The sequence below is a fragment of the Oryzisolibacter sp. LB2S genome, from assembly GCF_040732315.1.
Classification (GTDB): domain Bacteria; phylum Pseudomonadota; class Gammaproteobacteria; order Burkholderiales; family Burkholderiaceae_C; genus Alicycliphilus; species Alicycliphilus soli.
Window position 1 is genome coordinate 1466919 of the sequence record NZ_CP160388.1, and the last position, 18594, is coordinate 1485512.

Sequence of the window (18594 nt, forward strand, 5' to 3'; positions counted from 1 at the left end):
ATGGCTGCGGTGTTCACCATCACACCCATGGCCTAACGGAGCGACGGCCCATGGACGGTTGGCGGTGCCGCTGCTGCCAGCGCCGAGAGGCATTGGGAGCCGAATGCAAGCGGCCAGTGGTATGACTATTCAGTAACCTGCAGCAGCGATCCGGCATACTACTGGCCCTTTGCCGGTCGCGTGGAAAACGGTCAGCACACAATCAGCGACCCGTACGCTGTGCAGCGTTCTGAACGTTTTGAACCTGCTGACAGCGATGGGGTAGGTCGTCTCGCATGGCCACCAGACGACGCCATATCAGACGTTCATGCCGCTGACAAAACTCTGCACCGATAGCGTATCCCTCCGCAGCAAGCCAGAGCCCGCAGGAGATCATGGCAATGGCTCCCATGGATTGACGATAGTCACCCCCGTGGGCTTGAAATCTGCCACGTTGCGCGTGACCACCGCCATGGCATGCACTAGGGCCGTTGCAGCAATGAGCGCGTCGCGCTCACCGCGCCTGTCCGGTACATGCAGCCGAGCGCAGCGCTGTGCCACAGCGGTATCGATAGGCAACGTGCGCCCGGAGAACTCGGGAAGTACATGCTGCTCCAGCCACGCACGCAGCATGGCGCCCTGGGCAGCATCCTTGCGCTCAATCGACAGAACGCCGAGCTCCAACTCCATGATGGTGATGGCCGAAACAAACAGGTCGGCTGCATCCACGCTCTCTGCCCAAGCCGCCACATGCGCATCAGCCTTGCCAAGCCGCACCTTGCGCAACTCGGACACCACGTTGGTATCGAGCACGTACATCATGAGAGATCCGCCGGCCGGACTCCGATGATCACACGCGGCGGCTCGAATGCGATGTCCGCCACACCCGGCATCGCCAGCGCGTCGGCAATGTTGCGCCGCTGCTGCGTCAACCGCTGATAGTCCTCAAAGCTGAGCAGCACATGCGCAGGCTTGCCACGATCCGTGATGAACACTGGACCGTTCTTGGTTGCCTTCTTTGCTCGGGTCACGTCCTGGTTCAGCTCCCGACTGGAAAGAGTTGTGATGGTCACAGCACACCTCCTGCATCAATGAATGTAGGTATGATACTACATTCGTGTCGTTGCAACCCTTGACAAACGACGCGGCGCAGCGGGGGGAGTGGGGGAAGAAGGGGGATGTCGGCGGTGATTCAGGCATGAAAACCGTTTGGTCACTTTATGCTTGATTTTTTCCCGTTCGGCCACTTTATGCTTGACTGCGGACAAAACTGCATCAGCCTTCACGAAGGACAGCGGACAGGTTATGGTTGACTCTGAGGACAGGAAACGGCTAACGGCACAGAACATGTGCCGTAAAGCATAAAGTGGCCACTTGGCCACGTTATGCTTGATTTTCCGATAGGCCACATTTTGCTTTTTCGGCATTTTGTGCTAGGCAATGCAAGAGCCCGCAGCTAAAACCTGCGGGCTTTTTCATGGGAGTGAGGGGGGAAGGGCTGCACCCCTGGCACCGTGATGCGAGGGTGCCCATCCGGGGTACCGCTGACGTCGATGGCCCGGCGCTCAGGCCGGGCAAGAAACATGCGGAGACTGGCCAGTCATGCGGTTGGCGTTGCCATACCGATGGCCGCTTGCGAGATTCGCCGATGCAACAGGTGCGTCGTCACCGCACAGAGCCGGGATCGCCCGCAAGCAAGTGCGTCACGCGCCCGGCCGGGTTCACCGGCGTTCAGACCAAGGTGTGTCTGAGGCCACGCGCGCACGGACATCCTTGAGGACGTCATACAGCCCCTGCACGCTGTGCACCAGACTCTGTGGAAGGCGCTGCGTCATCTCCCGCAGATTCAGTGCCTTGCCGTCCTCCAGCACCTCCTTGCCTGCCGCCTCCAGCTGCGCCATGGCCTCCTCAAGCCGGGCCGCCTTGCGGCGCCTGCGATAGTCCAGCCAGCGTTGACCCAGCTGACGGGTGGTCTGGTTGTCGTGCAGATAGAGCTGGCGCACCTCGATGCCCAGACGCCGTGAGACCTCGCGCACCGACACGGGATGGGGCTCGCGCAAAAACCTCTGCAGCTGCGCATCGACCGCATTCCAATCGGTGTGGTGGGGTGTGTACCGGCGCCGCTCGCCCTCCTTGAACAAGGCCAGAGCCAGCTGCACCCCTTGGGCCGGAGGCGTCCAGTCGTCCGTCTGGCCTTGGTGTTACCGGCTAGGTTGTGGATGTACTCGGTGTTGGCACGCCCGAACATGCGCTCGAGCACCGCCCCGTGGCGGGGTTGACCGGCAGGACGAAAGCGCAGGTGCACGCCCATCGTCTCGAGGAAGGTTTCAAAGGCGGCGGACATGAAGTTCCGCCCGTTGTCATGGACGCGAGCTCACAACACCATGGTGACCGAGGCTGGATGGGTCAGCGACTCAGCAGATCGACGGTCAAAGGGTCGGGCGCTCCTGCGTAGAAGGTGGTCAGAACGGCCGCAAACAAGGGGTCGTTTTCCGACGCCAGCAGGAACAAGGTGGCGCTGGACCGCAGCTTTACAGCATCTATGCCGCCCAGCATGTCCTGCGGGGTCTGCGACGGATGTGTGAGCAGGAGTTCAAAGCATTGTCGCAACCGTGGGCCGAGCACCGGGTGGTGCAGGTAGGCTCGCGCCTCGTCCAGGTCGGTGATGCCAAACCTTTTTGCGGTGGCCGAATGGGCCAGGCCCAGCAACTGCGGGAATATGAACCACATCCAGTGCGTCTGCTTGTGCCCCTCGCGCAACTCGGCCAGGACCTCGTCATAGACGGGAGCCTGTGCTTGTACGAAGCGCTCCAGGTCGGGGCGGTACGCGTTTTGCCGATCCTCAGGGTTGTGCGGTGTCACTGTCGGCCTCCGTGGTGCGCCGGGCGCATGGTGGGGGATCAGAGTATCAGGCCGCGTGATGGGTTTGGCTGTCAGCGTGTGGATGGGGCAATGCGCGCGAGGTGATGGGCGAGCGTTCCGGCCGACAGCTCACCCGTCCTCACGGCTTGCAGGCGTCCCTGGCCGTCATAGAACAGCGTGGTGGGAAGTGCCTTGTGTCCGAGCGCGGGTCCGAGCTGCGTCGATGGATCGAGCAGCACGTCTGATGCGGGCAGCCCCTGCTGGCTGGCAAAGCGAGCCACGACCTCGGGTGTCTCACCCTGGTTGACCCAGAGAAAGCGCACCTGTGGGTGCCTGCCGCGTGCCTGCAGGAGTGCGGGCATTTCACGCCGGCAGGGCGGGCACCAGCTGGCCCAGAGGTTGACCACCACGGGTTGGCCACGCAGATCGGGCAAGGCGATGGTCCGCGCGTCGAGCGCCACGCCGCGCCAGACGGGAAGTTCTGCGCCGCCGGGCGGGGCACTGGCCTGCAGCAGTGCCAGGCCAGCGAGCCATGTGGCGGCAAACGTGGCCAGACCGGCGCTGGCGGACTGGCGCCAGGGGCTGCGGCGCAGCCACAGCAGGCCGACATAGAGCAGTGCCGCGGCCAGACCGGCCCAGGGCTGCCAGCCGCCGTCGCGAATGTCCAGCACCGACCAGGGGGTGGCGCCGTACTCCGCCGGGTATTGCACAACAAAGCCCAGGCGTGCGGCCAGCAGGGCCACAAGCGTCAGGCGCCAGCCATGTGGGCCCGGGCCCTGGCCATGGCGCGCCGACAGGCGCTCATGCACCACCGTGCCCAGCTGCCATGCGACCAGCAGCACCAGCAAGGTCCAGGGCAGGGCCAGCGGGCCCAGTTGCAGCATGCGGTCCATGGCGTCAGCCCTGCCCGCTGGGGGCGGTGTGTGCGGGCAGCTGCAGCAGCGCCAGCAGGCCCGGCGATGCCGGCTCCAGGGTCAGGCTGCCGCCCGCGCTGTCGGCGATGCGGCGCACGATGGTCAGGCCCAGCCCGCTGCCCGTGTGGCTCGAGGTCTTGCGCCAGAAGCGCTGCTGTGCCTGTGCGCACTCCTGCGGGCTCAGGCCGGGCCCCCGGTCGCGCACGGCAATCGTCACCTGCTGCGATCCGTTCGCCAGGGTCTGGCGCTGCAGCGCGAGCTCCACGGGCTCGCTGCCCTGGTGGTGGCGCAGGGCGTTGTCCAGCAGATTCGTGATGGCGCAGGTCAGCAGGGCCGGGGGCAGGGCAATGCCCAGGGGCTGCCAATGCGCAGCGGCGGCGGGCGTCTGCGTCATGCGTATCTGTGCCGGGGGCCATTGCTCGGCCTCGGCGCGCCGGCGCGACTGCTGCATGGCGAGCTCGACGGCGTGCGCAATGGCGGGCCCCTGGCACAGGGGCGCATCGGCGTCGCTGCCGCTCTCGATGCGGGACAGCCGCAGCAACTGCTCCAGCGTGTGCTGCATATGGGCAATGCCCTCGCCGGCGCGCACCAGCGCCTGGTCGGCCATGTGGGTGGCGGGTGAGGCCAGGGCCATCTGGGCCACCTGCACATGGGTCTTGATGGCCGTCAGCGGCGTGCGCAGCTCATGGGCGGCGTCGGCGGTCCAGCGGCGCTCATGGGCGATGGCCGCGTCCATGCGCGCGAGCAGGTGGTTGAGGCTGTCGACCACGGGCGCGAGCTCCTGCGTGTCCTGCCCGGCCTGCACGGGCGTGCTGTCCTGTGGCGGGCGCTCGCGCAGCTCTCGCTGCAGCTGGCCGAGCGGGCGCAGCGTGCGCGTGGTGATCCACCAGCTCAACAGCACGATGCCCGCGAGTGCCAGCGCAAAGGGCACGGCCATGGCGCGCCATGCGGACTGCACGAGATGCTCGCGCGAGTCCATGCGGTCGGCCGTGGCCACGCGCAGGCCATCCTCTTCAAGCACATAGGAGCGCCAGGCCTTGCCGCCCTTGGTGATGACGCCGAAGCCGGTGGCGCCATGGGTGGCCTGCTCCGGCCCCCCCGCCGTGCGGGCGATGGGCACGATGCCGACCTCGCTGCGCACCAGGCTGACCTCGCAGGCCACGCCGTCACGCGCAATCAGGGGTGCCAGATCGCTGTCGCCGGCCTGGTCCGGCCCGCCGTGCATGGCCGGTTCGAGCTGGTGCACGATGCCCGCCACCATCTTGGCCGATGCGGCCAGGCGTTCGTCGAGCATGGCGTTGATCTCATGCTCGAGGCTGTTGAAGCGCCACAGCGCGACGCCGCCCCACAGCAGGCTGGAGGCCAGCGTCAGCCCCAGCACCAGGCGCAGGCGCAGGCTCTTGGCGCGTCTGCTCATGGCGATGCGCCGGCGCTGCAGCCCAGCCGGAAGCCCTGGCCGCGCACGGTTTCTATGAGCTCGGCGCCGAGCTTGCGGCGCAGGTGGTGCACATGCACGTTGACGGTGTTGCTCTCCACGTCCTGCTCCAGGCCGTACAGGCTGTCGTGCAGCTGGGCCGGGCTGAGCACGCGGCCATGGGCCTGCACCAGCGCCTGCAGGAGGGCCCATTCGCGCCGTGCCAGCTCCACGCGCTGGCCATGGCGCCAGACCATGCCCTGGAGCATGTCGATCTCGCAGTCCGCGACGCGGATGCGGTCGCCGCTGCGCCCGCCGGCGCGGCGCAGCAGCGCGTGCAGGCGCGCGATGAGCTCGGGCAGGTCGAAGGGTTTGGTGAGGTAGTCATCGCTGCCGCTTTGCAGGCCCTCGACCTTGTCCTGCAGCGTGGTGCGCGCGGACAGGATCAGCACCGGCAGCATCAGCCCCGCGGCACGCCAGCGGCGCAGCAGCTGCATGCCGTCACCATCGGGCAGGCCCAGGTCGAGCACGCAGGCGTCGTAGCTGCGCGCGGCGACATGGGCCTGCGCGGCATCGGCGCCGTCGGCCCAGTCGCTGCGCAGGCCGTGCAGCTCCAGCGCGGTCTGTATGCCGGTGGCCACCGGCGCGTTGTCTTCGACGATCAGGATGTGCATGGGTGCGTGTCCAACGCGTGATTCTATGAACGCTACAGCCTGCGCACCCTCACCGGCAGCCCCTGGCGCACCACGGCGCCCGAGACCGTCTCCACCCACACGTTGTCACGCGCGGGCCGCGTGGGGTCGGCAAAGCCCAGCAGGTTGAGGTTCACGCCGTTGCCATGCTGCGGGTTGTGTGCCGTGGGCTTGCCGTCGATCACATGGGCCACCGCCCCCAGCTGCTTGTGGCCGTAGCCGTATTCGATGGCAATCGCCCCCTTGGCAATGCCCTGGCGCACCAGGGCCACGCCCTGGATGCTGGCGCCGGGGCTGGTGACTTCGATGCGGTCGCCGTTGGCAATGCCCAGGGCCTGGGCGTCGTCGCGGTGCAGGGAGATGGGGTTGTGCGGGTGCACCTGGCGCAGGCGGTCGGCGGCAATCGACATGCTGCTCATCAGGTTGGACTTGTAGCTGCTCATGGTCAGCGGCCAGTCTTTCTCCGGGAAGTGATCGCGCATGGCCGAGCCATCGGCAAAGCGCGGGGGCTGCCAGGTGGGGCAGCCGCTCAAGCGCTCGCCGGTCATGGAGTGGCGCATCTTGGCCAGGCCCTCGTGCCACAGCTGCACGGGGAATTTGTACGCGGCCTTGATGTGTTCGCCCGCCCAGGCGTCTTCGATCTTGTCGAAGCGCCCGCCGCGCGTCATCACCATGGCCACGCGGCGCACTTCCTCGGGTTGGAGGCGCTGCGCGAGATCGCCCATCCAGCGCTTCACGCCCGTGAGTTCGATATCGTCGTCGCTGGCCTCGCCCACTGGCTTGCCCGCCTGGTAGGCGATGTTGGCGATGGCGCGTATATACAGGTCACGCGCATCGTGCAGATCCAGCGGGTCGCCGTCCTTGGTACTCATGGCGCCCGCGCCAAAGCCGGGCAGCTTGAGCTGCTTGGCCAGGGCAAACAAAAAGCTCTCCAGATTCACCGGCTGGCCGTCCGCGGTCTGGGCGGTGGCCGGCTGCACCACGGGCCAGCGCACGGTGCTGCTCTTGGCGATCACGTCGGCCCAGGGGGCGCCAATGCCCCAGCTCTCGTAGGTGACGGTGTCGGGCACGATGTAGTCGGCCAGGGCCGAGGTCTCGTTGATGAAGGGATCGACCGAGATGAACAGCGGCAGCTTTTTCGGGTCCTTGATCGCGTCGGCCAGCACGTTGTTGAAGCCCGCGATGGCGTACACCGGGTTGCTCATGTGGTTGATCCAGGCCTTGACCGGGTAGGGGTAACCCAAAAGGCCGGCCGCCAGCATTTCACTGCTCATGTTGCCGGGCGCGGGGTACCAGGGTGCCTTGGCGGGGTAGGGGTTTTGGCCCGCCTCCTTCTTGCGCTTGAACTCGCTGGTCTTTTCGTAGGGAAAGCGGGTGCGCGACAGGGACACGCCCGTGGGTTTGACGCTGCCGGGGAACTGCGCGAAGTTGTAGCGCGGCCCCGGGCCAAAGGGGCCGAAGGGCCCGGCGTCGAGCACCCAGCCGCCCTTGACGTTGAGGTTGCCGATGAGGTTGTTGAGCATGGCAATCGCGTACGCGGTGTAGAAGCCCGCGCCGCTCATGGTGCCGCCGTGCGAGTTGGCCACGGCCTGCTTGCCGTGGCTGGTGAACTCACGCGCCAGGTCTTCGATGTCTTTGAGCGGCACGCCGCACAGGTCGGAATACTCCTGCAGCGTTTGGCGCTGGGCCTCGGCGCGCAGCTTCATGAAGGCGGTGCACACGGCCACGGGCGCGTCGCTGCCCACGGGGGTGACCTCGCGCTCCACGCGCAGCTCGGCCGCCTGGGCCACGGTGTGGGCGGCCAGGCTCCCGTCGGCCAGTTGCACCACATACACGTCTTCGGCGGGGGTTTTGTCATCGACGGGTGCGGGCAGCGGCAGGCCAATGTCCGCGCCGCGCAAAAACTGGCCGTAGCGCGGGTGCTTCGCGTCGTTGATGAGCAGGTGGGTGGCGTTGCTCCAGGCTGCCTCGCCCGCCGCCGCCATGGCCGAAGGCCCGGGCTGGGAGAGGAACTTGGCGTCGTAGCGCTCGTGGTCGATGATCCAGCGGATCAGCGCCATGGCCAGCGCCAGGTCGGTCGCGGGCTTGATCGGCATCCAGCGGTTGTTGTCGCCGGCCGCGAGGCTGGACGACGTGGGCAGCACGGGGGAGACGACGACGTAGCGGTAGGTGTTCTCTTCGCGCGAGCGCGCCTCGGCCAGTTCGCGGCCCATGCGCTGGAAGGGGTTGCCCGCCTGCGCCGGGGCCGTGCCCAGGAACAGGCCAAAGCGCGAGTTTTTCCAGTCCGGCTTGCCATGGGGCATGCCGGGGATGTTGCCCAGGGCCGCCGCCGTGCCCACGCGGTAGGTCTGGCCGCAGTAGGCGCCGTGGTTGGCAAAGTTCACCGAGCCAAACGCGGGGCCGACGAAGCGGCGGATCAGCGGCGTGCGCCCCTCGTTGGAGGCGTCGGTGAACAGCAGCTGGTTGGACTTGGGGCCGTACTCGGGGTTGTCCGGGTCGATCAGCGTCTGCGTGTCGCGGATGGCGGCCAGGCCATCGACATAGCCCTCGCCAAACAGGTCGCCGCCCTGGCAAACCTCCTGCACCAGCTGCTCCAGGCTGATGCTTTGCCACTCGCCCGAGCCGCGCGGGCCGACGCGCTTCAATGGCGTCAGCACGCGGTGCGCGGCCTTTTGGTGCGCCAGCATGGCCGAGCCGCGCGCGCAGCTGGTGGCGCGCCCCTCCAGGCCGTTGTCGCCACCCAGTTGCGCCCAGACCTCGCGCACCGGCATCTCCATGGGCGCGTGGTGGGTGGTGGCCAGCGGGTGGTAGGGGTTGCCGGCGATGCGGATGATCTCGTCGTTCTCGGTGTCGATGCGCACGCGCACGCCGCACTGCGTCCAGCAGCCCAAGCAGCTGCTGGGGCTGACGATCTGGCCCGGCTGGGGGCTGAGTTGGCCGGTGGCCGGGTCGATGCGGAACTCGGGCGTGAGCGAGTTGCCGCGCGTGCCATGCGCCGGGGCCTGGCCGGCGCTGCCGGTGACCAGGCCCTTGGCGCCTTTGACCAGCACCTCGCCATAGCCGGCGGCAAAGGCCGTCAGGCCCCCGGCGACGGCGCCGCCGCGCAGCAGCAGGCGCCGGCGCTGGGTGTTGGGGGTTTGTTCGGGGTGTTTCTTGTCTGTCATGGGTCAATCCTCAATGGCAAGCGCGGCAGCAGATGTGTTGTTTTTGATAGCTGCCCGCGCTTTCTGGTTAAGCCTTGGAGTCGGTTTTTGCTTCAATTCATACGGTGGCGGGCCTGGTCTGGCGTGCCGGAAACAGCTCCAGCGCCCAGCTGGCCAGCGCCACCAGGGCCACGCACAGACCGGCCACGCCGACGATGCCCAGCAGCCCGTCGCCGCCCAGCGGCATGGTGTAGAGGTACAGCCCGGCGCCAAACTTGGGCACGCCCTGCACACTCATGAACAGCGCCCAGCGGAAGGCCCAGGCGCTGCCCGCCAGCAAGAGGCCAAGCACGATGCGGTAGTAGGGGCAGGCGATGCGCGTCCTGCCCGCCAGCAGCACGGCCAGCACCGCGATACCGCCCAGGGCGGAGAGCACCATGCCCCAGCGCCAGACCGGAAAGTCCCCCCACAGGCGTGCCGCGGCCATGACCGAGGGCGCACCTGTGGCCATCCCCAGTGCGGCCCAGCTCACTGTCGCCAAGGCCAATGCCCCGGCCAGGGCGAGCGCGACGGTGCGCAAGAGCTGCAGCGCGTCGTCCTGCGGGCGCAGGGCAGGGGGCAAAAAGCGCTCGACGATGAACATCACGCCGGCGGCGGCCAGCCACCCGGTGAGCGCCAGGTTGATCGGCAGCCAGGCCGTGTTCCACAGTGGGCGGGCGCGCACGACCATGACCTCGGCCCCGGTATAGACCACGATGGTGAGCGCCGACAGCACGAGCAGCGGGGCAATCAGCCGCATCCAGCCCGATCGCCCCAGCCACCAGCTCGCGCACAGGGCCAGGGACAGTGTGACGAAGGCGGGCAGCAGCAGAGAGCCGATCGACATCCACGACCAGGGCGTGAAGTGGGCGTAAAAGTGCCAGAAACGCCCCGGTTGGTGCAGGTCGGCCAGCAGCGACACGGGCGCGGCAATGGCGGCAATGGCCAGCGTAAATATCACCACCGGGGTGAGCCGCGCCAGGCGGCTGCCCTGCGGCGCAAACGCGCAGGCCGCGCCCAGCAGCGCGGCGCCCGTGGCCACGCCGGCCAGAAAGAAATACTGCACGGCCCAGGGCAGCCAGGCGGCTTCGTAGGCGGGGGTCAGGAGTTCGATGATCTGCATGGTGGCACTCCTTCAGTGGTCGGACACCAGGCGCACGCTGGCCTGGCCGTCGACGCCGTTGACAAACTCATCGGGCAGGCCGATGTAGAACACGCGCGGCGCGGTTTTCATGCCGGGCTTGAGCACCTTGATCTCGCCCGGGTGCGTCCGGTTGTGCTCGGCCATGCGACGGTTGATTTCGCTGTGCGGATCATGAAGGTCGCCGATCACGCGCGCGCCGCCCACGCAGCTCTCGACGCAGGCGGGCAGCAGGCCGGCCTCAAGCCGGTGCTCGCAGAAGGTGCATTTGTCGGCGGTCTGCGTTTCGTGGTTGATAAAGCGCGCGTCATACGGGCAGGCCTGCACGCAGTAGCCGCAGCCCACGCAGCGCTCGTTGTCCACCAGCACGATGCCGTCCTCGCGCTGGAACGTCGCCTGCACCGGGCAGACGGGCACGCAGGGCGGCTCCTCGCAGTGGTTGCACAGGCGCGGCAGGCTGACCATGGCCGGGGCCTGGTTGGGGCGATCGACCTCGTACTGCAGCACCGTGGTGCGGAACTGGCCTATGGGCGGCTGGTTCTCGACCGAGCAGCTCACGGTGCAGGCCTGGCAGCCGATGCATTTGCGAATGTCCACCAGCATGCCCCAGCGCTTGCCGGTCATGCCGGGCCGGCGTGCGGGCTGGTCGCCGGGCAGGGCGGCGGCCGGGGTGGCGGTGGTGGCCAGACCAAAGGCCGTGGCCATGCCGATGAGTTCCTTGAGAAAGCCGCGCTTGTCGGCCTGTGGTGACGACGCCCGGGGATTGGGTTGAGGAGTATTTGCCATAGGAATATTGGAATATTTGTTGTGCTTTGGCATTATCCCGGTCGCGGAGAAAATCAAAGATTGAGAAATATCAAGTCGCCGCCCATTATGTGATGATGGATATTTTTAATAAAACTTTCATTTTCTCATTGGTTTATTAATGAATCATTAAGCAATCTCCGTTAGGGCGGTCGGATAATGGCTGCAGCTCGCAGGGGGCTGCCGTTGTTGGAGTTTCTTGGTTGGCAAGATAATCGCGGGATATTTTTCTGCGGGCTGTTTGCAGAAGAATGCGGTCGCGCGCACTGCAATGCGGGTTGTTTGGTCGGGGCGCCCTGGGCAGGCCTGCATGGGCACGCTACATTGGCTCCATGCATATTCCTCGCGATATTCCACGGCCGCCGGCGGGCCCGATGCAGGGCCAGGAGGGCGCGCTCGTGCACCATCTGTTCTTTGCCCTGCTGCCGGATGCCGATTGCGTGCGCCAGGCGACGGCCCTGGGCGAGTCGCTGATTGCGCGCCACGCGCTGCAGGCCCGGGTGCGCGGCGAGCGCCTGCATGTCACGCTGATGTCGCTCGGTTGGGAGCCCGCCCTGTCGGACCAGCGGCTGGCCTGGGCACGCGCGGCCGCGGCGAGCGTGCGGGCGCAGCCCTTTGGGCTGCGGCTGGACCGGGCGCGGAGCTTTGCGCGCGCGCCGGGGCTGCGGCTGGACCGGGCGCGGAGCTTTGCGCGCGCGCCGGGGCTGCGGCGCCCCTGCGTGCTCTGCGGGTCTGATGCCGTGCATGCGGGCTTTTTCGCCCTTCATGCCGCGCTGCACGCGGCCCTGTGGCCGCAGGGCGCGGTGCCTCATGTCACGCCGCACATGACGCTGTGCTACAGCCGCCAGGCCGTACCGGAGCAGGCCGTCACGCCGCTGTGCTGGACGGTGCGCAGCTTCGCGCTGCTGCACAACCGGCGCGGCTCGCCCGGGCCCTATGAGCTGCTCGGCGAATGGCCCCTGGCGGCCGCTTCGCAATAATCGCGTTCGTACACATCACCAGAAGGAGGGAAACCATGAGAGCCACCCGTCTTGTCGCGGCGTGCGCCGCCGCGCTGTCCGCCGGCCTGTTCGCCCATGGCGCCAGCGCCGCCTGCTATGTGGTCTATGACGCCAACAAGCAGATCGTCTACCGCGCGCAGACGCCGCCCGTCGATCTGTCGCGCCCGTTGCATGAAACGGTGGCGCAGATCGCGCCGGGCGGCACGCTGGTGTTCTCGCTCGACAGCCAGGGCTGCGAGCTCGAGATCCACCAGCTGCCGCGCAGCGGCGGCGCCCGCGCCGCGGCCGTGCCCGCTGCCAAGCCCGCCCAGGCGGGCGAGCGACGCTGAACGACCGCCCCCGGCCCTGAGACAATCGGGGCCATGAGCGACCCCACAACAGCAACCCCACTGCCCCCCGAACCCACGCACGACCTGCCGCCCGGCTGGCTTGAAGTCACCTCCATGGACATGGACGCCCAGGGCGTCGCCCGCAGGAGCGACGGCAAGGTCGTGTTCATCGACGGCGCACTGCCCACCGAGCTGGTCAGCGCCAACACCCACCGCAAGAAGAACAACTGGGAGCAGGCGAGCCTGACCGCCATCCACCGCGAATCGAGCCAGCGCGTGCGGCCCGGCTGCCCGCATTTCGGCCTGCACGCGGGCGCCTGCGGCGGCTGCAAGATGCAGCATCTCGATGCCGGCGCCCAGGTGGCCATGAAGCAGCGCGTGCTCGAGGACAACCTCTGGCATCTGGCCAAGGTCAGGGCCGAGACCATTCTGCGCCCCATCGCCGGCCCCGCCTGGGGCTACCGCTATCGCGCGCGCCTGTCGGTGCGCTACGTGCCCAAGAAGGGCACGGTGCTCGTCGGCTTTCACGAGCGCAAGAGCCGCTACATCGCCGACATGCAGACCTGCAAGATCCTGCCGCCGCATGTGGACGCCATGCTCATGCCGTTGCGCGCGCTCATCCAGGACATGCAGGCGCGCGACATCTGCCCGCAGATCGAGCTGGCCTGCGGCGACGAGGTCACGGCCCTGGTGCTGCGCCACCTGGAGCCGCTGTCCGACGGCGACAAGCAAAGGCTGCGCGACTTCGCCGCCCAACATGGCGTGCAATGGTGGCTGCAGCCCAAGGGGCCGGACACGGTGCACCTGCTCGACGAGGGCGGCGCGCAGCTCGCCTACGGGCTGCCGGACTTTGGCATCACCATGCCCTTCAAGCCCACGGACTTCACCCAGGTGAACCCGCACATCAACCGCGTGCTGGTCACGCGCGCGCTGCGCCTGCTCGATGCGCGCAAGAGCGAGCGCGTGATCGACTGGTTCTGCGGCCTGGGCAACTTCACCCTGCCCATCGCCACCCAGGCGCGCGAGGTGCTGGGCGTGGAGGGCAGCGAGGCGCTGGTCGCCCGCTCACGCGAAAACTATGTAAAAAATCAGGCTCAAAGGCAGGAAGGGCAAGCGCTGGCTGCTACCAATTTTGTTGCACGCAACCTGTTCGAGATGACGCCCGAGACGCTGATTGCCGACGGCATGGCCGACAAATGGCTGGTCGACCCGCCGCGCGAGGGCGCGTTCGCCCTGTCCAAGGCCCTGGCCGACATCCACCAGGCGCGCCTGGGCGCACCCGAGGCGCCGCCGCTGCCCGCCGGCCATGAGGCCTGGCAGCCGCCCAGGCGCATCGTCTACGTGAGCTGCAACCCCGCCACCCTGGCGCGCGACGCCGGCCTGCTGGTGCACCAGGCGGGCTACCGTTGCAGCGCGGCGGGCGTGGTCAACATGTTCCCGCACACGGCGCATGTGGAGAGCATGGCGGTGTTCGAGCGGGCGGATTGAGGGCGGATTGAGGCTGTTTTGTGGCTGCAGCGCTTGACTGGCAAGCGCGAGCAGCTATCAAAATATGCTCTCAACCGCGATTGCGGGCGCTGCGGGGTGATTCCTCTGCCTCATCGTCGGCGCTCCGAGCGGGGACGGCAGGCTTTTTCTCCAGTTGCGTGAGCACCGAGGGCGTGCCCTCGATCTTGTTCTCGCGCATGTACTGGTCCATCTCCTTCCAGCCCGCGAACACCTGGGCCTTGGAGGCCTTGGGGTTCAAGGTGTAGCAGTCCTCCAGCCCGCGCATTGCGTGTCGACAGGCGCCGCCTATGGCCTTGGCCTCGGCCTCGCGCTGCAGGGCGCGTGGATCCGGCCCCAGGCCGGGAATCTCGCAGCCGGCCAGCGACAGCAGGGCGGCCGCGGCACAGGCCGCACGCAGGCCGGCGGCAAGGCGAGGGGGACGGTGCAGGGACATCATGTACAGCTCTTATCGGCCAGCGCGGGCACAAGTTGAGCCCGCCGGGCACAAAAAAGCCCCGGCGGTCCGGGGCTTCGGGGGTGATGCAGAGCGCCCTCAGTCGCGTTCGCCGCCCATGATGCCGAGCAGGGCCAGCAGGCTCTGGAACACGTTGAACAGGTCCAGATACAGGGCCAGCGTGGCGCTGATGTAGTTGGTCTCGCCGCCGTCCAGAATCTGCTTGAGGTCATACAGCATGTAGGCGCTGAAGATGCCGATGGCGGCCACCGAGATGGCCATCATGCCGGCCGTCGAGCCGACGAACACGTTGACGATGGCGCCCACCATGAGCACCAGCGCGCCCACGAACAGCCATTTGCCCATGCCCGAGAGGTCGCGCTTGATCACGGTGGCCAGGCTGGCCATGACGAAGAACACGCCCGCCGTGCCGGCAAAGGCGGTCATGATCAGTTCGCTGCCGTTCTTGAAGCCCAGCACCATGCCGATCAGGCGCGAGAGCATCAGCCCCATGAAGAAGGTGAAGCCCAGCAGCACGGCCACGCCCGCGGCGGAGTTCTTGGTCTTCTCGATGGCGTACATGAAGCCGAAGGCGCCGCCGAGGAAGACGATCAGCCCCAGGCCCCCGCGCAGCGATGCGGTGATGCCCGTGGCCACGCCCAGCCATGCGCCCAGCACCGTGGGCAGCAGGCTCAATGCCAGCAGCCAGTAGGTGTTGCGCAGCACGCGGTTGCGCTGCTCCTGCGACAGTGCGTAGCCCGCGGTGCGGGCTTGGGTGAGTGGCAGGTTCATGAGATGGGTCCTCCTGTAATGTTCGGCCGGTATGGCGGGACGGGGCATTCTAGATGCGGGTGACGGGACCACCGTGCAATGTCCGGGCGCATCCCTTACCAAAACGGATGGATTCTTTTGCCCTGCAAAGGTTCATTCGCGCGGCCCGACGGGGCTATGCTCCCTGGGCTTGCGCGCGCCGCAGGGGTGCGCGTGTTCCCTTGACTCATTTCAGGATTTTTCACATGAAAACCAAACCCGAGCTTGAACTGGCCGACGTGAAGCTGATCGCCGCCGCCGCCGAGGCCGAGGCGCTGAAGAACCGATGGGCCGTGACCATTGCCATCGTCGATGACGGCGGCCACCTGCTGTGGCTGCAGCGCCTCGATGGCGCGCCGGCCGTCTCCGCCCATATCGCGCCCGCCAAGGCCCATACCGCGGCCCTGGGGCGGCGTGAGAGCAAGGGCTACGAGGATGTCATCAACGGCGGCCGCACCTCGTTCCTGAGTGCGCCCGCGCTGCAGGGCATGCTCGAGGGCGGCGTGCCCATCCTCAAGGATGGCCAGTGCCTGGGTGCCGTGGGCGTGAGCGGCGTGAAGTCCAACGAGGACGCGCAGATCGCCCGAGCAGGCATCGCGGCCATCGGACTGTGATGACGGCGCGCCTGTTCTTGCTGCAGATTGCATAGCTTTCTGCACTTGACAGGCAAGCGTTGGAGCCTGATTGGGCCAACAAAAAAAAGCCGGCCATGAATGGCCGGCTTTTTTTGCATTGCACTGGGTGGGAAAAAAAGCCTGGCTACGCGGGCAGACCCGTTGGCTGGCAAATACGACCCTTTGGACCGAGGTCCGGGAGTCGCCCCACGATGAAACTCTATTTGGTCAGGATCAGCTTGCCGAGCTTGGTGGCCTGCAGCCGGTAGCTGGCGCCGTTGTGCACGATGGTCACTGTCTTGTTGCCGCGCAGCAGGTTGCGGCTGTCGAGTGCCAGGCCACCCGTCTGAGCCGATACCGCACTGTGATGGGCTGCGGTGTTGAACATGCGCGAGGCGGGCGTGGTGGTCAACTGGGTGTGCATGGTGTTGGTGAATTCGTTGAATTTGCGCTAATGATAATCATTATCATTTGTGCGTCAAGCGATTTCTTCGACTTTTTTTGCCTTTGAATGCATTGCCTGCTGGGAGCCGATTGCGGACCGCCTATTGCGACGGGTCGGTCACAAAGCCGATCTTGCGCACGCCGGCGCGCTGCGCCGCGGACATGGCCTGGGCCACGCGCTCATAGCGCACGTCCTTGTCGCCGCGGATATGCAGATCGGGCTGCGGATCCTTGCGCGCCTCGGCCTGCAGACGCGGCTCCAGCTCCTCGTCGCTGATGCTGGTCTCGTTCCAGTGGTACTTGCCGTCCGCCGTCACCGACAGGCGTATGGTTTCGGGCTTGATGACCTCGCGCTCGTTGGACGCGCGCGGCAGGTCCACGGGTACGGCATGCTTCATCACGGGCACGGTGATGATGAAGATGATGAGCAGCACCAGCATGACGTCCACCAGGGGCGTCATGTTGATCTCGTTCATCACCTCATCGGCGTCGTCCTGGGTACCGAAGGCCATGGCAATCAGCCTTTCTTGATGGGCAGCACCTTGGCCGCGCCGTCGCCGTGCACGGTGACGCGGGCGCCGGTCACGAAGTAGGCATGCAGGTCATGGGCAAAGCTGTTGAGGCTGCTGAGGATGGACTTGTTGCCGCGCACCAGGGCGTTGTAGCCCAGCACGGCGGGGATGGCCACGGCCAGGCCCAGGGCGGTCATGATCAGTGCCTCGCCAATCGGGCCGGCCACCTTGTCGATGGTGGACTGGCCGGAGGCGCCGATGGCCACGAGCGCGTGGTAGATGCCCCAGACGGTGCCGAACAGGCCGATGAACGGGGCCGTGGAGCCCACCGATGCCAGGATGGCAAGACCCGATTGCAGGCGGGCGGTGAATTCATCGATGCAGTTGCGCAGGCAGCGCGTGACCCAGTCGCTCACATCCAGGCTGTCGTGCAGATGGGCCTGGGTGTTGCGGTGGTGTGCGGTCGCCTCGCGGCCTTCGAGCGCAAGATGGCGGAAGGGGTTGGAGGGGTCTGATCCAAGCTTGGTCAGGCCGGCCGCGAAGTCCTCGCTGTGCCAGAAGTCACGCGCCTGGCGTGCGTGCTTCTTGTACCTGATGATGTCCAGTGCCTTGATGAGGATGACGATCCACGATGCCAGCGACATGGCCAGCAGCAGCACCGCGACGGCACGTGTGACGAGGTCGCCTTGTATCCAGACGTTGGCGATGCCGAAGTGCGATTCCATGAAAACTCCCGAAGTCTAGTGTTGGAGAACGAAATTGATGGGTTGCAGGTACCACATGGCCTCGGGCACGCCGTTGCGCGTGCCGGGCACGAAGCGCCAGCGCGAGACGGTATCGACCGCCTGACGATCCAGGCGCTCGAAGCCACTGGACTGTTTGATCTCGACCTTTTGCGGCAACCCGTCGGTGCCGATGAGCACGCGCAGCACGACCTTGCCCTGTTCGCCCAGGCGCTTGCTGACGGCCGGATAGACGGGCTTGGGGTTGTTCAGGTGGCTGGCGTCGCTGCTGGGCTGGACGATGGCGGGTGCCGGTGGCGCCGCGGGTGCGGCAGCGATGACGGGTGCGCTTTCCACGGGCTTGGCAGCCGGCTGCGGCTCGATGGCGCCCAGGGGCGCGGCGGGCGCGGGTGTGGGATCCGCGATCGCCGCGGGCAAGGGCGCCGGCGTGGGCTTCTTGGGTGCGGGCTTGGGCGGCGCCGGCCGCGGTGTGGGCGGAGTGGGCTTCGGGGGCGGCGGAGCCGGTGGAGCGGGGGGCGCGGGCGGCGCCGGTGGCTCGGGCGTGAGAAATTCGCTCAGGACCTGTGCCGGGATGATGACCTCCACGGCCTTGCGCGCCAGACCAGACTGCAGGGCCCAGCCTACCGCCACATGCAGCGCTATGACGGACAACACGATCACGGAATTGCGGCTCAGGCCGCGCGGTGCGTCATAGCGATCGGAGAAAGACATAAATTGATAGCTCCCAGCGCTTGTGCAGCCTGGGGTAAAGGCCAAAAAAGCAGTGAAATCCTGGCTCTACTTACGCAGGATCCACCAGGCCGAACACAGAACGACGATCAGGCTTGCAGCGAGGCTTGCGAGCAGGAGCATGACACACCTTGGGGTGAAGCCATGGACGCAGCCGCGCCGTCAGATGTGCCTTCCTTGCGCAGGGCCGCCATCGGCGCGCTGGAGCAGCATTGCGCGACGACGTCGCGCGCGCAATCCTCACAGCGTCCGCATTGGGTTGCCACGCCAAGCTCGAACTGGATTTCATCAAAGCTCATTCCCGCGCGCGCATGGCGTGCAATCTCGCGGTCGGAAACACGGCGGCAGACACAGACGATCATGGTGCGGGGCGGACAGGCTGTTGAAATAGTGCTCACAGTATAAATGAGAATCCATCGCATTTGCGATCTGTATCCCTGCTGTTGAGTAGGAAACCGCCGCAACGGCCAAAAAAAAACCGG

21 protein-coding genes and 1 pseudogene are annotated in these 18594 nt (G+C 66.8%); 5 read left to right on the plus strand and 17 right to left on the minus strand.

Annotated elements, in window-relative coordinates:
- Positions 1-102: 102 nt before the first annotated feature.
- Positions 103-336: pseudogene (locus ABUE11_RS06935) on the plus strand (hypothetical protein); the annotation flags it as partial.
- Positions 337-372: 36 nt separating this feature from the next.
- Here the strand turns inward: ABUE11_RS06935 and ABUE11_RS06940 are convergent.
- From ABUE11_RS06940 to dsrO, 10 genes are all read right to left on the minus strand, one after another.
- Complete coding sequence (locus tag ABUE11_RS06940) at positions 373-801, minus strand: type II toxin-antitoxin system VapC family toxin (protein ID WP_367068320.1); 429 nt, start codon at positions 799-801, stop codon at positions 373-375.
- Positions 798-1052, minus strand: coding sequence for a type II toxin-antitoxin system Phd/YefM family antitoxin (locus ABUE11_RS06945; protein WP_367068321.1), 255 nt, complete (start codon positions 1050-1052; stop codon positions 798-800). The genes ABUE11_RS06940 and ABUE11_RS06945 overlap by 4 nt, the downstream gene beginning before the upstream one ends.
- A 648-nt stretch (positions 1053-1700) precedes the next feature.
- A complete protein-coding gene (locus ABUE11_RS06950) occupies positions 1701-2138 on the minus strand; it encodes a hypothetical protein (protein WP_367068322.1) in 438 nt (145 codons plus the stop codon).
- A 247-nt stretch (positions 2139-2385) separates the two neighbouring features.
- Entirely contained in the window at positions 2386-2841 is a 456-nt protein-coding gene (locus ABUE11_RS06955) for a DUF1810 domain-containing protein (RefSeq protein ID WP_367068323.1), read from the minus strand.
- 71 nt (positions 2842-2912) lie between these two features.
- Complete coding sequence (locus ABUE11_RS06960) at positions 2913-3734, minus strand: TlpA disulfide reductase family protein (RefSeq protein WP_367068324.1); 822 nt, start codon at positions 3732-3734, stop codon at positions 2913-2915.
- Positions 3735-3738: 4 nt separating this feature from the next.
- The gene (locus ABUE11_RS06965; RefSeq protein WP_367068325.1) at positions 3739-5172 is read right to left on the minus strand and encodes an ATP-binding protein; all 1434 of its coding nucleotides are present in this window, start codon (positions 5170-5172) and stop codon (positions 3739-3741) included.
- Entirely contained in the window at positions 5169-5843 is a 675-nt protein-coding gene (locus ABUE11_RS06970; RefSeq protein ID WP_367068326.1) for a response regulator transcription factor, read from the minus strand. Before ABUE11_RS06970 ends, ABUE11_RS06965 begins: the two co-directional genes overlap by 4 nt.
- A gap of 32 nt (positions 5844-5875) precedes the next feature.
- Positions 5876-9025 (minus strand): tetrathionate reductase subunit A, encoded by a 3150-nt coding sequence (locus tag ABUE11_RS06975; RefSeq protein WP_367068327.1) that lies wholly within the window; start codon positions 9023-9025, stop codon positions 5876-5878.
- A 97-nt stretch (positions 9026-9122) separates the two neighbouring features.
- Positions 9123-10166, minus strand: a complete 1044-nt coding sequence (nrfD, locus tag ABUE11_RS06980; RefSeq protein WP_367068328.1) for an NrfD/PsrC family molybdoenzyme membrane anchor subunit — start codon at positions 10164-10166, stop codon at positions 9123-9125.
- Between the two features lie 12 nt (positions 10167-10178).
- The gene (gene dsrO / locus ABUE11_RS06985; RefSeq protein ID WP_367068329.1) at positions 10179-10970 is read right to left on the minus strand and encodes a sulfate reduction electron transfer complex DsrMKJOP subunit DsrO; all 792 of its coding nucleotides are present in this window, start codon (positions 10968-10970) and stop codon (positions 10179-10181) included.
- Positions 10971-11320: 350 nt separating this feature from the next.
- Here dsrO and ABUE11_RS06990 point away from each other — a divergent pair, with 350 nt between their 5' ends.
- The 3 genes from ABUE11_RS06990 to rlmD are packed head-to-tail and all read left to right on the plus strand — an operon-like array spanning position 11321 to position 13806.
- Complete coding sequence (locus tag ABUE11_RS06990; protein ID WP_367068330.1) at positions 11321-11968, plus strand: 2'-5' RNA ligase family protein; 648 nt, start codon at positions 11321-11323, stop codon at positions 11966-11968.
- A 35-nt stretch (positions 11969-12003) separates the two neighbouring features.
- Positions 12004-12318: a hypothetical protein gene (locus tag ABUE11_RS06995; RefSeq protein ID WP_367068331.1), complete on the plus strand. Its 315-nt coding sequence runs from the start codon at positions 12004-12006 to the stop codon at positions 12316-12318.
- A gap of 33 nt (positions 12319-12351) precedes the next feature.
- Positions 12352-13806 carry a 23S rRNA (uracil(1939)-C(5))-methyltransferase RlmD gene (gene rlmD / locus ABUE11_RS07000; RefSeq protein ID WP_367068332.1) on the plus strand — a complete coding sequence of 485 codons (1455 nt, stop codon included), beginning with the start codon at positions 12352-12354 and terminating at the stop codon, positions 13804-13806.
- A 70-nt stretch (positions 13807-13876) separates the two neighbouring features.
- Here rlmD and ABUE11_RS07005 read toward each other — a convergent pair whose 3' ends face one another.
- Together ABUE11_RS07005 and ABUE11_RS07010 are read right to left on the minus strand one after the other, a co-directional pair.
- Positions 13877-14263 carry a hypothetical protein gene (locus ABUE11_RS07005; RefSeq protein ID WP_367068333.1) on the minus strand — a complete coding sequence of 129 codons (387 nt, stop codon included), beginning with the start codon at positions 14261-14263 and terminating at the stop codon, positions 13877-13879.
- 96 nt (positions 14264-14359) lie between these two features.
- Positions 14360-15052, minus strand: coding sequence for a Bax inhibitor-1/YccA family protein (locus tag ABUE11_RS07010; protein WP_367068334.1), 693 nt, complete (start codon positions 15050-15052; stop codon positions 14360-14362).
- A 224-nt stretch (positions 15053-15276) separates the two neighbouring features.
- Between ABUE11_RS07010 and ABUE11_RS07015 the strand changes: the two genes are divergently transcribed.
- A complete protein-coding gene (locus tag ABUE11_RS07015; RefSeq protein ID WP_367068335.1) occupies positions 15277-15684 on the plus strand; it encodes a heme-binding protein in 408 nt (135 codons plus the stop codon).
- A gap of 220 nt (positions 15685-15904) precedes the next feature.
- Here ABUE11_RS07015 and ABUE11_RS07020 read toward each other — a convergent pair whose 3' ends face one another.
- The 5 genes from ABUE11_RS07020 to ABUE11_RS07040 all read right to left on the minus strand — a co-directional run bounded on the left by ABUE11_RS07020 (position 15905) and on the right by ABUE11_RS07040 (position 18474).
- Positions 15905-16072 carry a hemin uptake protein HemP gene (locus ABUE11_RS07020; RefSeq protein ID WP_367068772.1) on the minus strand — a complete coding sequence of 56 codons (168 nt, stop codon included), beginning with the start codon at positions 16070-16072 and terminating at the stop codon, positions 15905-15907.
- Positions 16073-16229: 157 nt separating this feature from the next.
- Positions 16230-16640 (minus strand): biopolymer transporter ExbD, encoded by a 411-nt coding sequence (locus ABUE11_RS07025; protein WP_367068336.1) that lies wholly within the window; start codon positions 16638-16640, stop codon positions 16230-16232.
- A gap of 5 nt (positions 16641-16645) precedes the next feature.
- Positions 16646-17365, minus strand: a complete 720-nt coding sequence (locus ABUE11_RS07030) for a MotA/TolQ/ExbB proton channel family protein (protein ID WP_367068337.1) — start codon at positions 17363-17365, stop codon at positions 16646-16648.
- A gap of 15 nt (positions 17366-17380) precedes the next feature.
- Entirely contained in the window at positions 17381-18094 is a 714-nt protein-coding gene (locus tag ABUE11_RS07035) for a TonB family protein (protein WP_367068338.1), read from the minus strand.
- Between the two features lie 107 nt (positions 18095-18201).
- The gene (locus ABUE11_RS07040; RefSeq protein WP_367068339.1) at positions 18202-18474 is read right to left on the minus strand and encodes a (2Fe-2S)-binding protein; all 273 of its coding nucleotides are present in this window, start codon (positions 18472-18474) and stop codon (positions 18202-18204) included.
- Positions 18475-18594: the final 120 nt, after the last annotated feature.

What these genes read in the sequence shown, in the direction of transcription:
- ABUE11_RS06940 (WP_367068320.1), bottom strand. Translation starts at nt 801, where the DNA reads ATGATGTACGTGCTCGATACCAACGTGGTGTCCGAGTTGCGCAAGGTG.
- ABUE11_RS06960 (WP_367068324.1), bottom strand. Translation starts at nt 3,734, where the DNA reads ATGGACCGCATGCTGCAACTGGGCCCGCTGGCCCTGCCCTGGACCTTG.
- ABUE11_RS06965 (WP_367068325.1), bottom strand. Translation starts at nt 5,172, where the DNA reads ATGAGCAGACGCGCCAAGAGCCTGCGCCTGCGCCTGGTGCTGGGGCTG.
- ABUE11_RS06970 (WP_367068326.1), bottom strand. Translation starts at nt 5,843, where the DNA reads ATGCACATCCTGATCGTCGAAGACAACGCGCCGGTGGCCACCGGCATA.
- ABUE11_RS06975 (WP_367068327.1), bottom strand. Translation starts at nt 9,025, where the DNA reads ATGACAGACAAGAAACACCCCGAACAAACCCCCAACACCCAGCGCCGG.
- nrfD (WP_367068328.1), bottom strand. Translation starts at nt 10,166, where the DNA reads ATGCAGATCATCGAACTCCTGACCCCCGCCTACGAAGCCGCCTGGCTG.
- dsrO (WP_367068329.1), bottom strand. Translation starts at nt 10,970, where the DNA reads ATGGCAAATACTCCTCAACCCAATCCCCGGGCGTCGTCACCACAGGCC.
- ABUE11_RS06990 (WP_367068330.1), top strand. Translation starts at nt 11,321, where the DNA reads ATGCATATTCCTCGCGATATTCCACGGCCGCCGGCGGGCCCGATGCAG.
- ABUE11_RS06995 (WP_367068331.1), top strand. Translation starts at nt 12,004, where the DNA reads ATGAGAGCCACCCGTCTTGTCGCGGCGTGCGCCGCCGCGCTGTCCGCC.
- rlmD (WP_367068332.1), top strand. Translation starts at nt 12,352, where the DNA reads ATGAGCGACCCCACAACAGCAACCCCACTGCCCCCCGAACCCACGCAC.
- ABUE11_RS07005 (WP_367068333.1), bottom strand. Translation starts at nt 14,263, where the DNA reads ATGATGTCCCTGCACCGTCCCCCTCGCCTTGCCGCCGGCCTGCGTGCG.
- ABUE11_RS07010 (WP_367068334.1), bottom strand. Translation starts at nt 15,052, where the DNA reads ATGAACCTGCCACTCACCCAAGCCCGCACCGCGGGCTACGCACTGTCG.
- ABUE11_RS07015 (WP_367068335.1), top strand. Translation starts at nt 15,277, where the DNA reads ATGAAAACCAAACCCGAGCTTGAACTGGCCGACGTGAAGCTGATCGCC.
- ABUE11_RS07020 (WP_367068772.1), bottom strand. Translation starts at nt 16,072, where the DNA reads ATGTTCAACACCGCAGCCCATCACAGTGCGGTATCGGCTCAGACGGGT.
- ABUE11_RS07025 (WP_367068336.1), bottom strand. Translation starts at nt 16,640, where the DNA reads ATGGCCTTCGGTACCCAGGACGACGCCGATGAGGTGATGAACGAGATC.
- ABUE11_RS07030 (WP_367068337.1), bottom strand. Translation starts at nt 17,365, where the DNA reads ATGGAATCGCACTTCGGCATCGCCAACGTCTGGATACAAGGCGACCTC.
- ABUE11_RS07035 (WP_367068338.1), bottom strand. Translation starts at nt 18,094, where the DNA reads ATGTCTTTCTCCGATCGCTATGACGCACCGCGCGGCCTGAGCCGCAAT.
- ABUE11_RS07040 (WP_367068339.1), bottom strand. Translation starts at nt 18,474, where the DNA reads ATGATCGTCTGTGTCTGCCGCCGTGTTTCCGACCGCGAGATTGCACGC.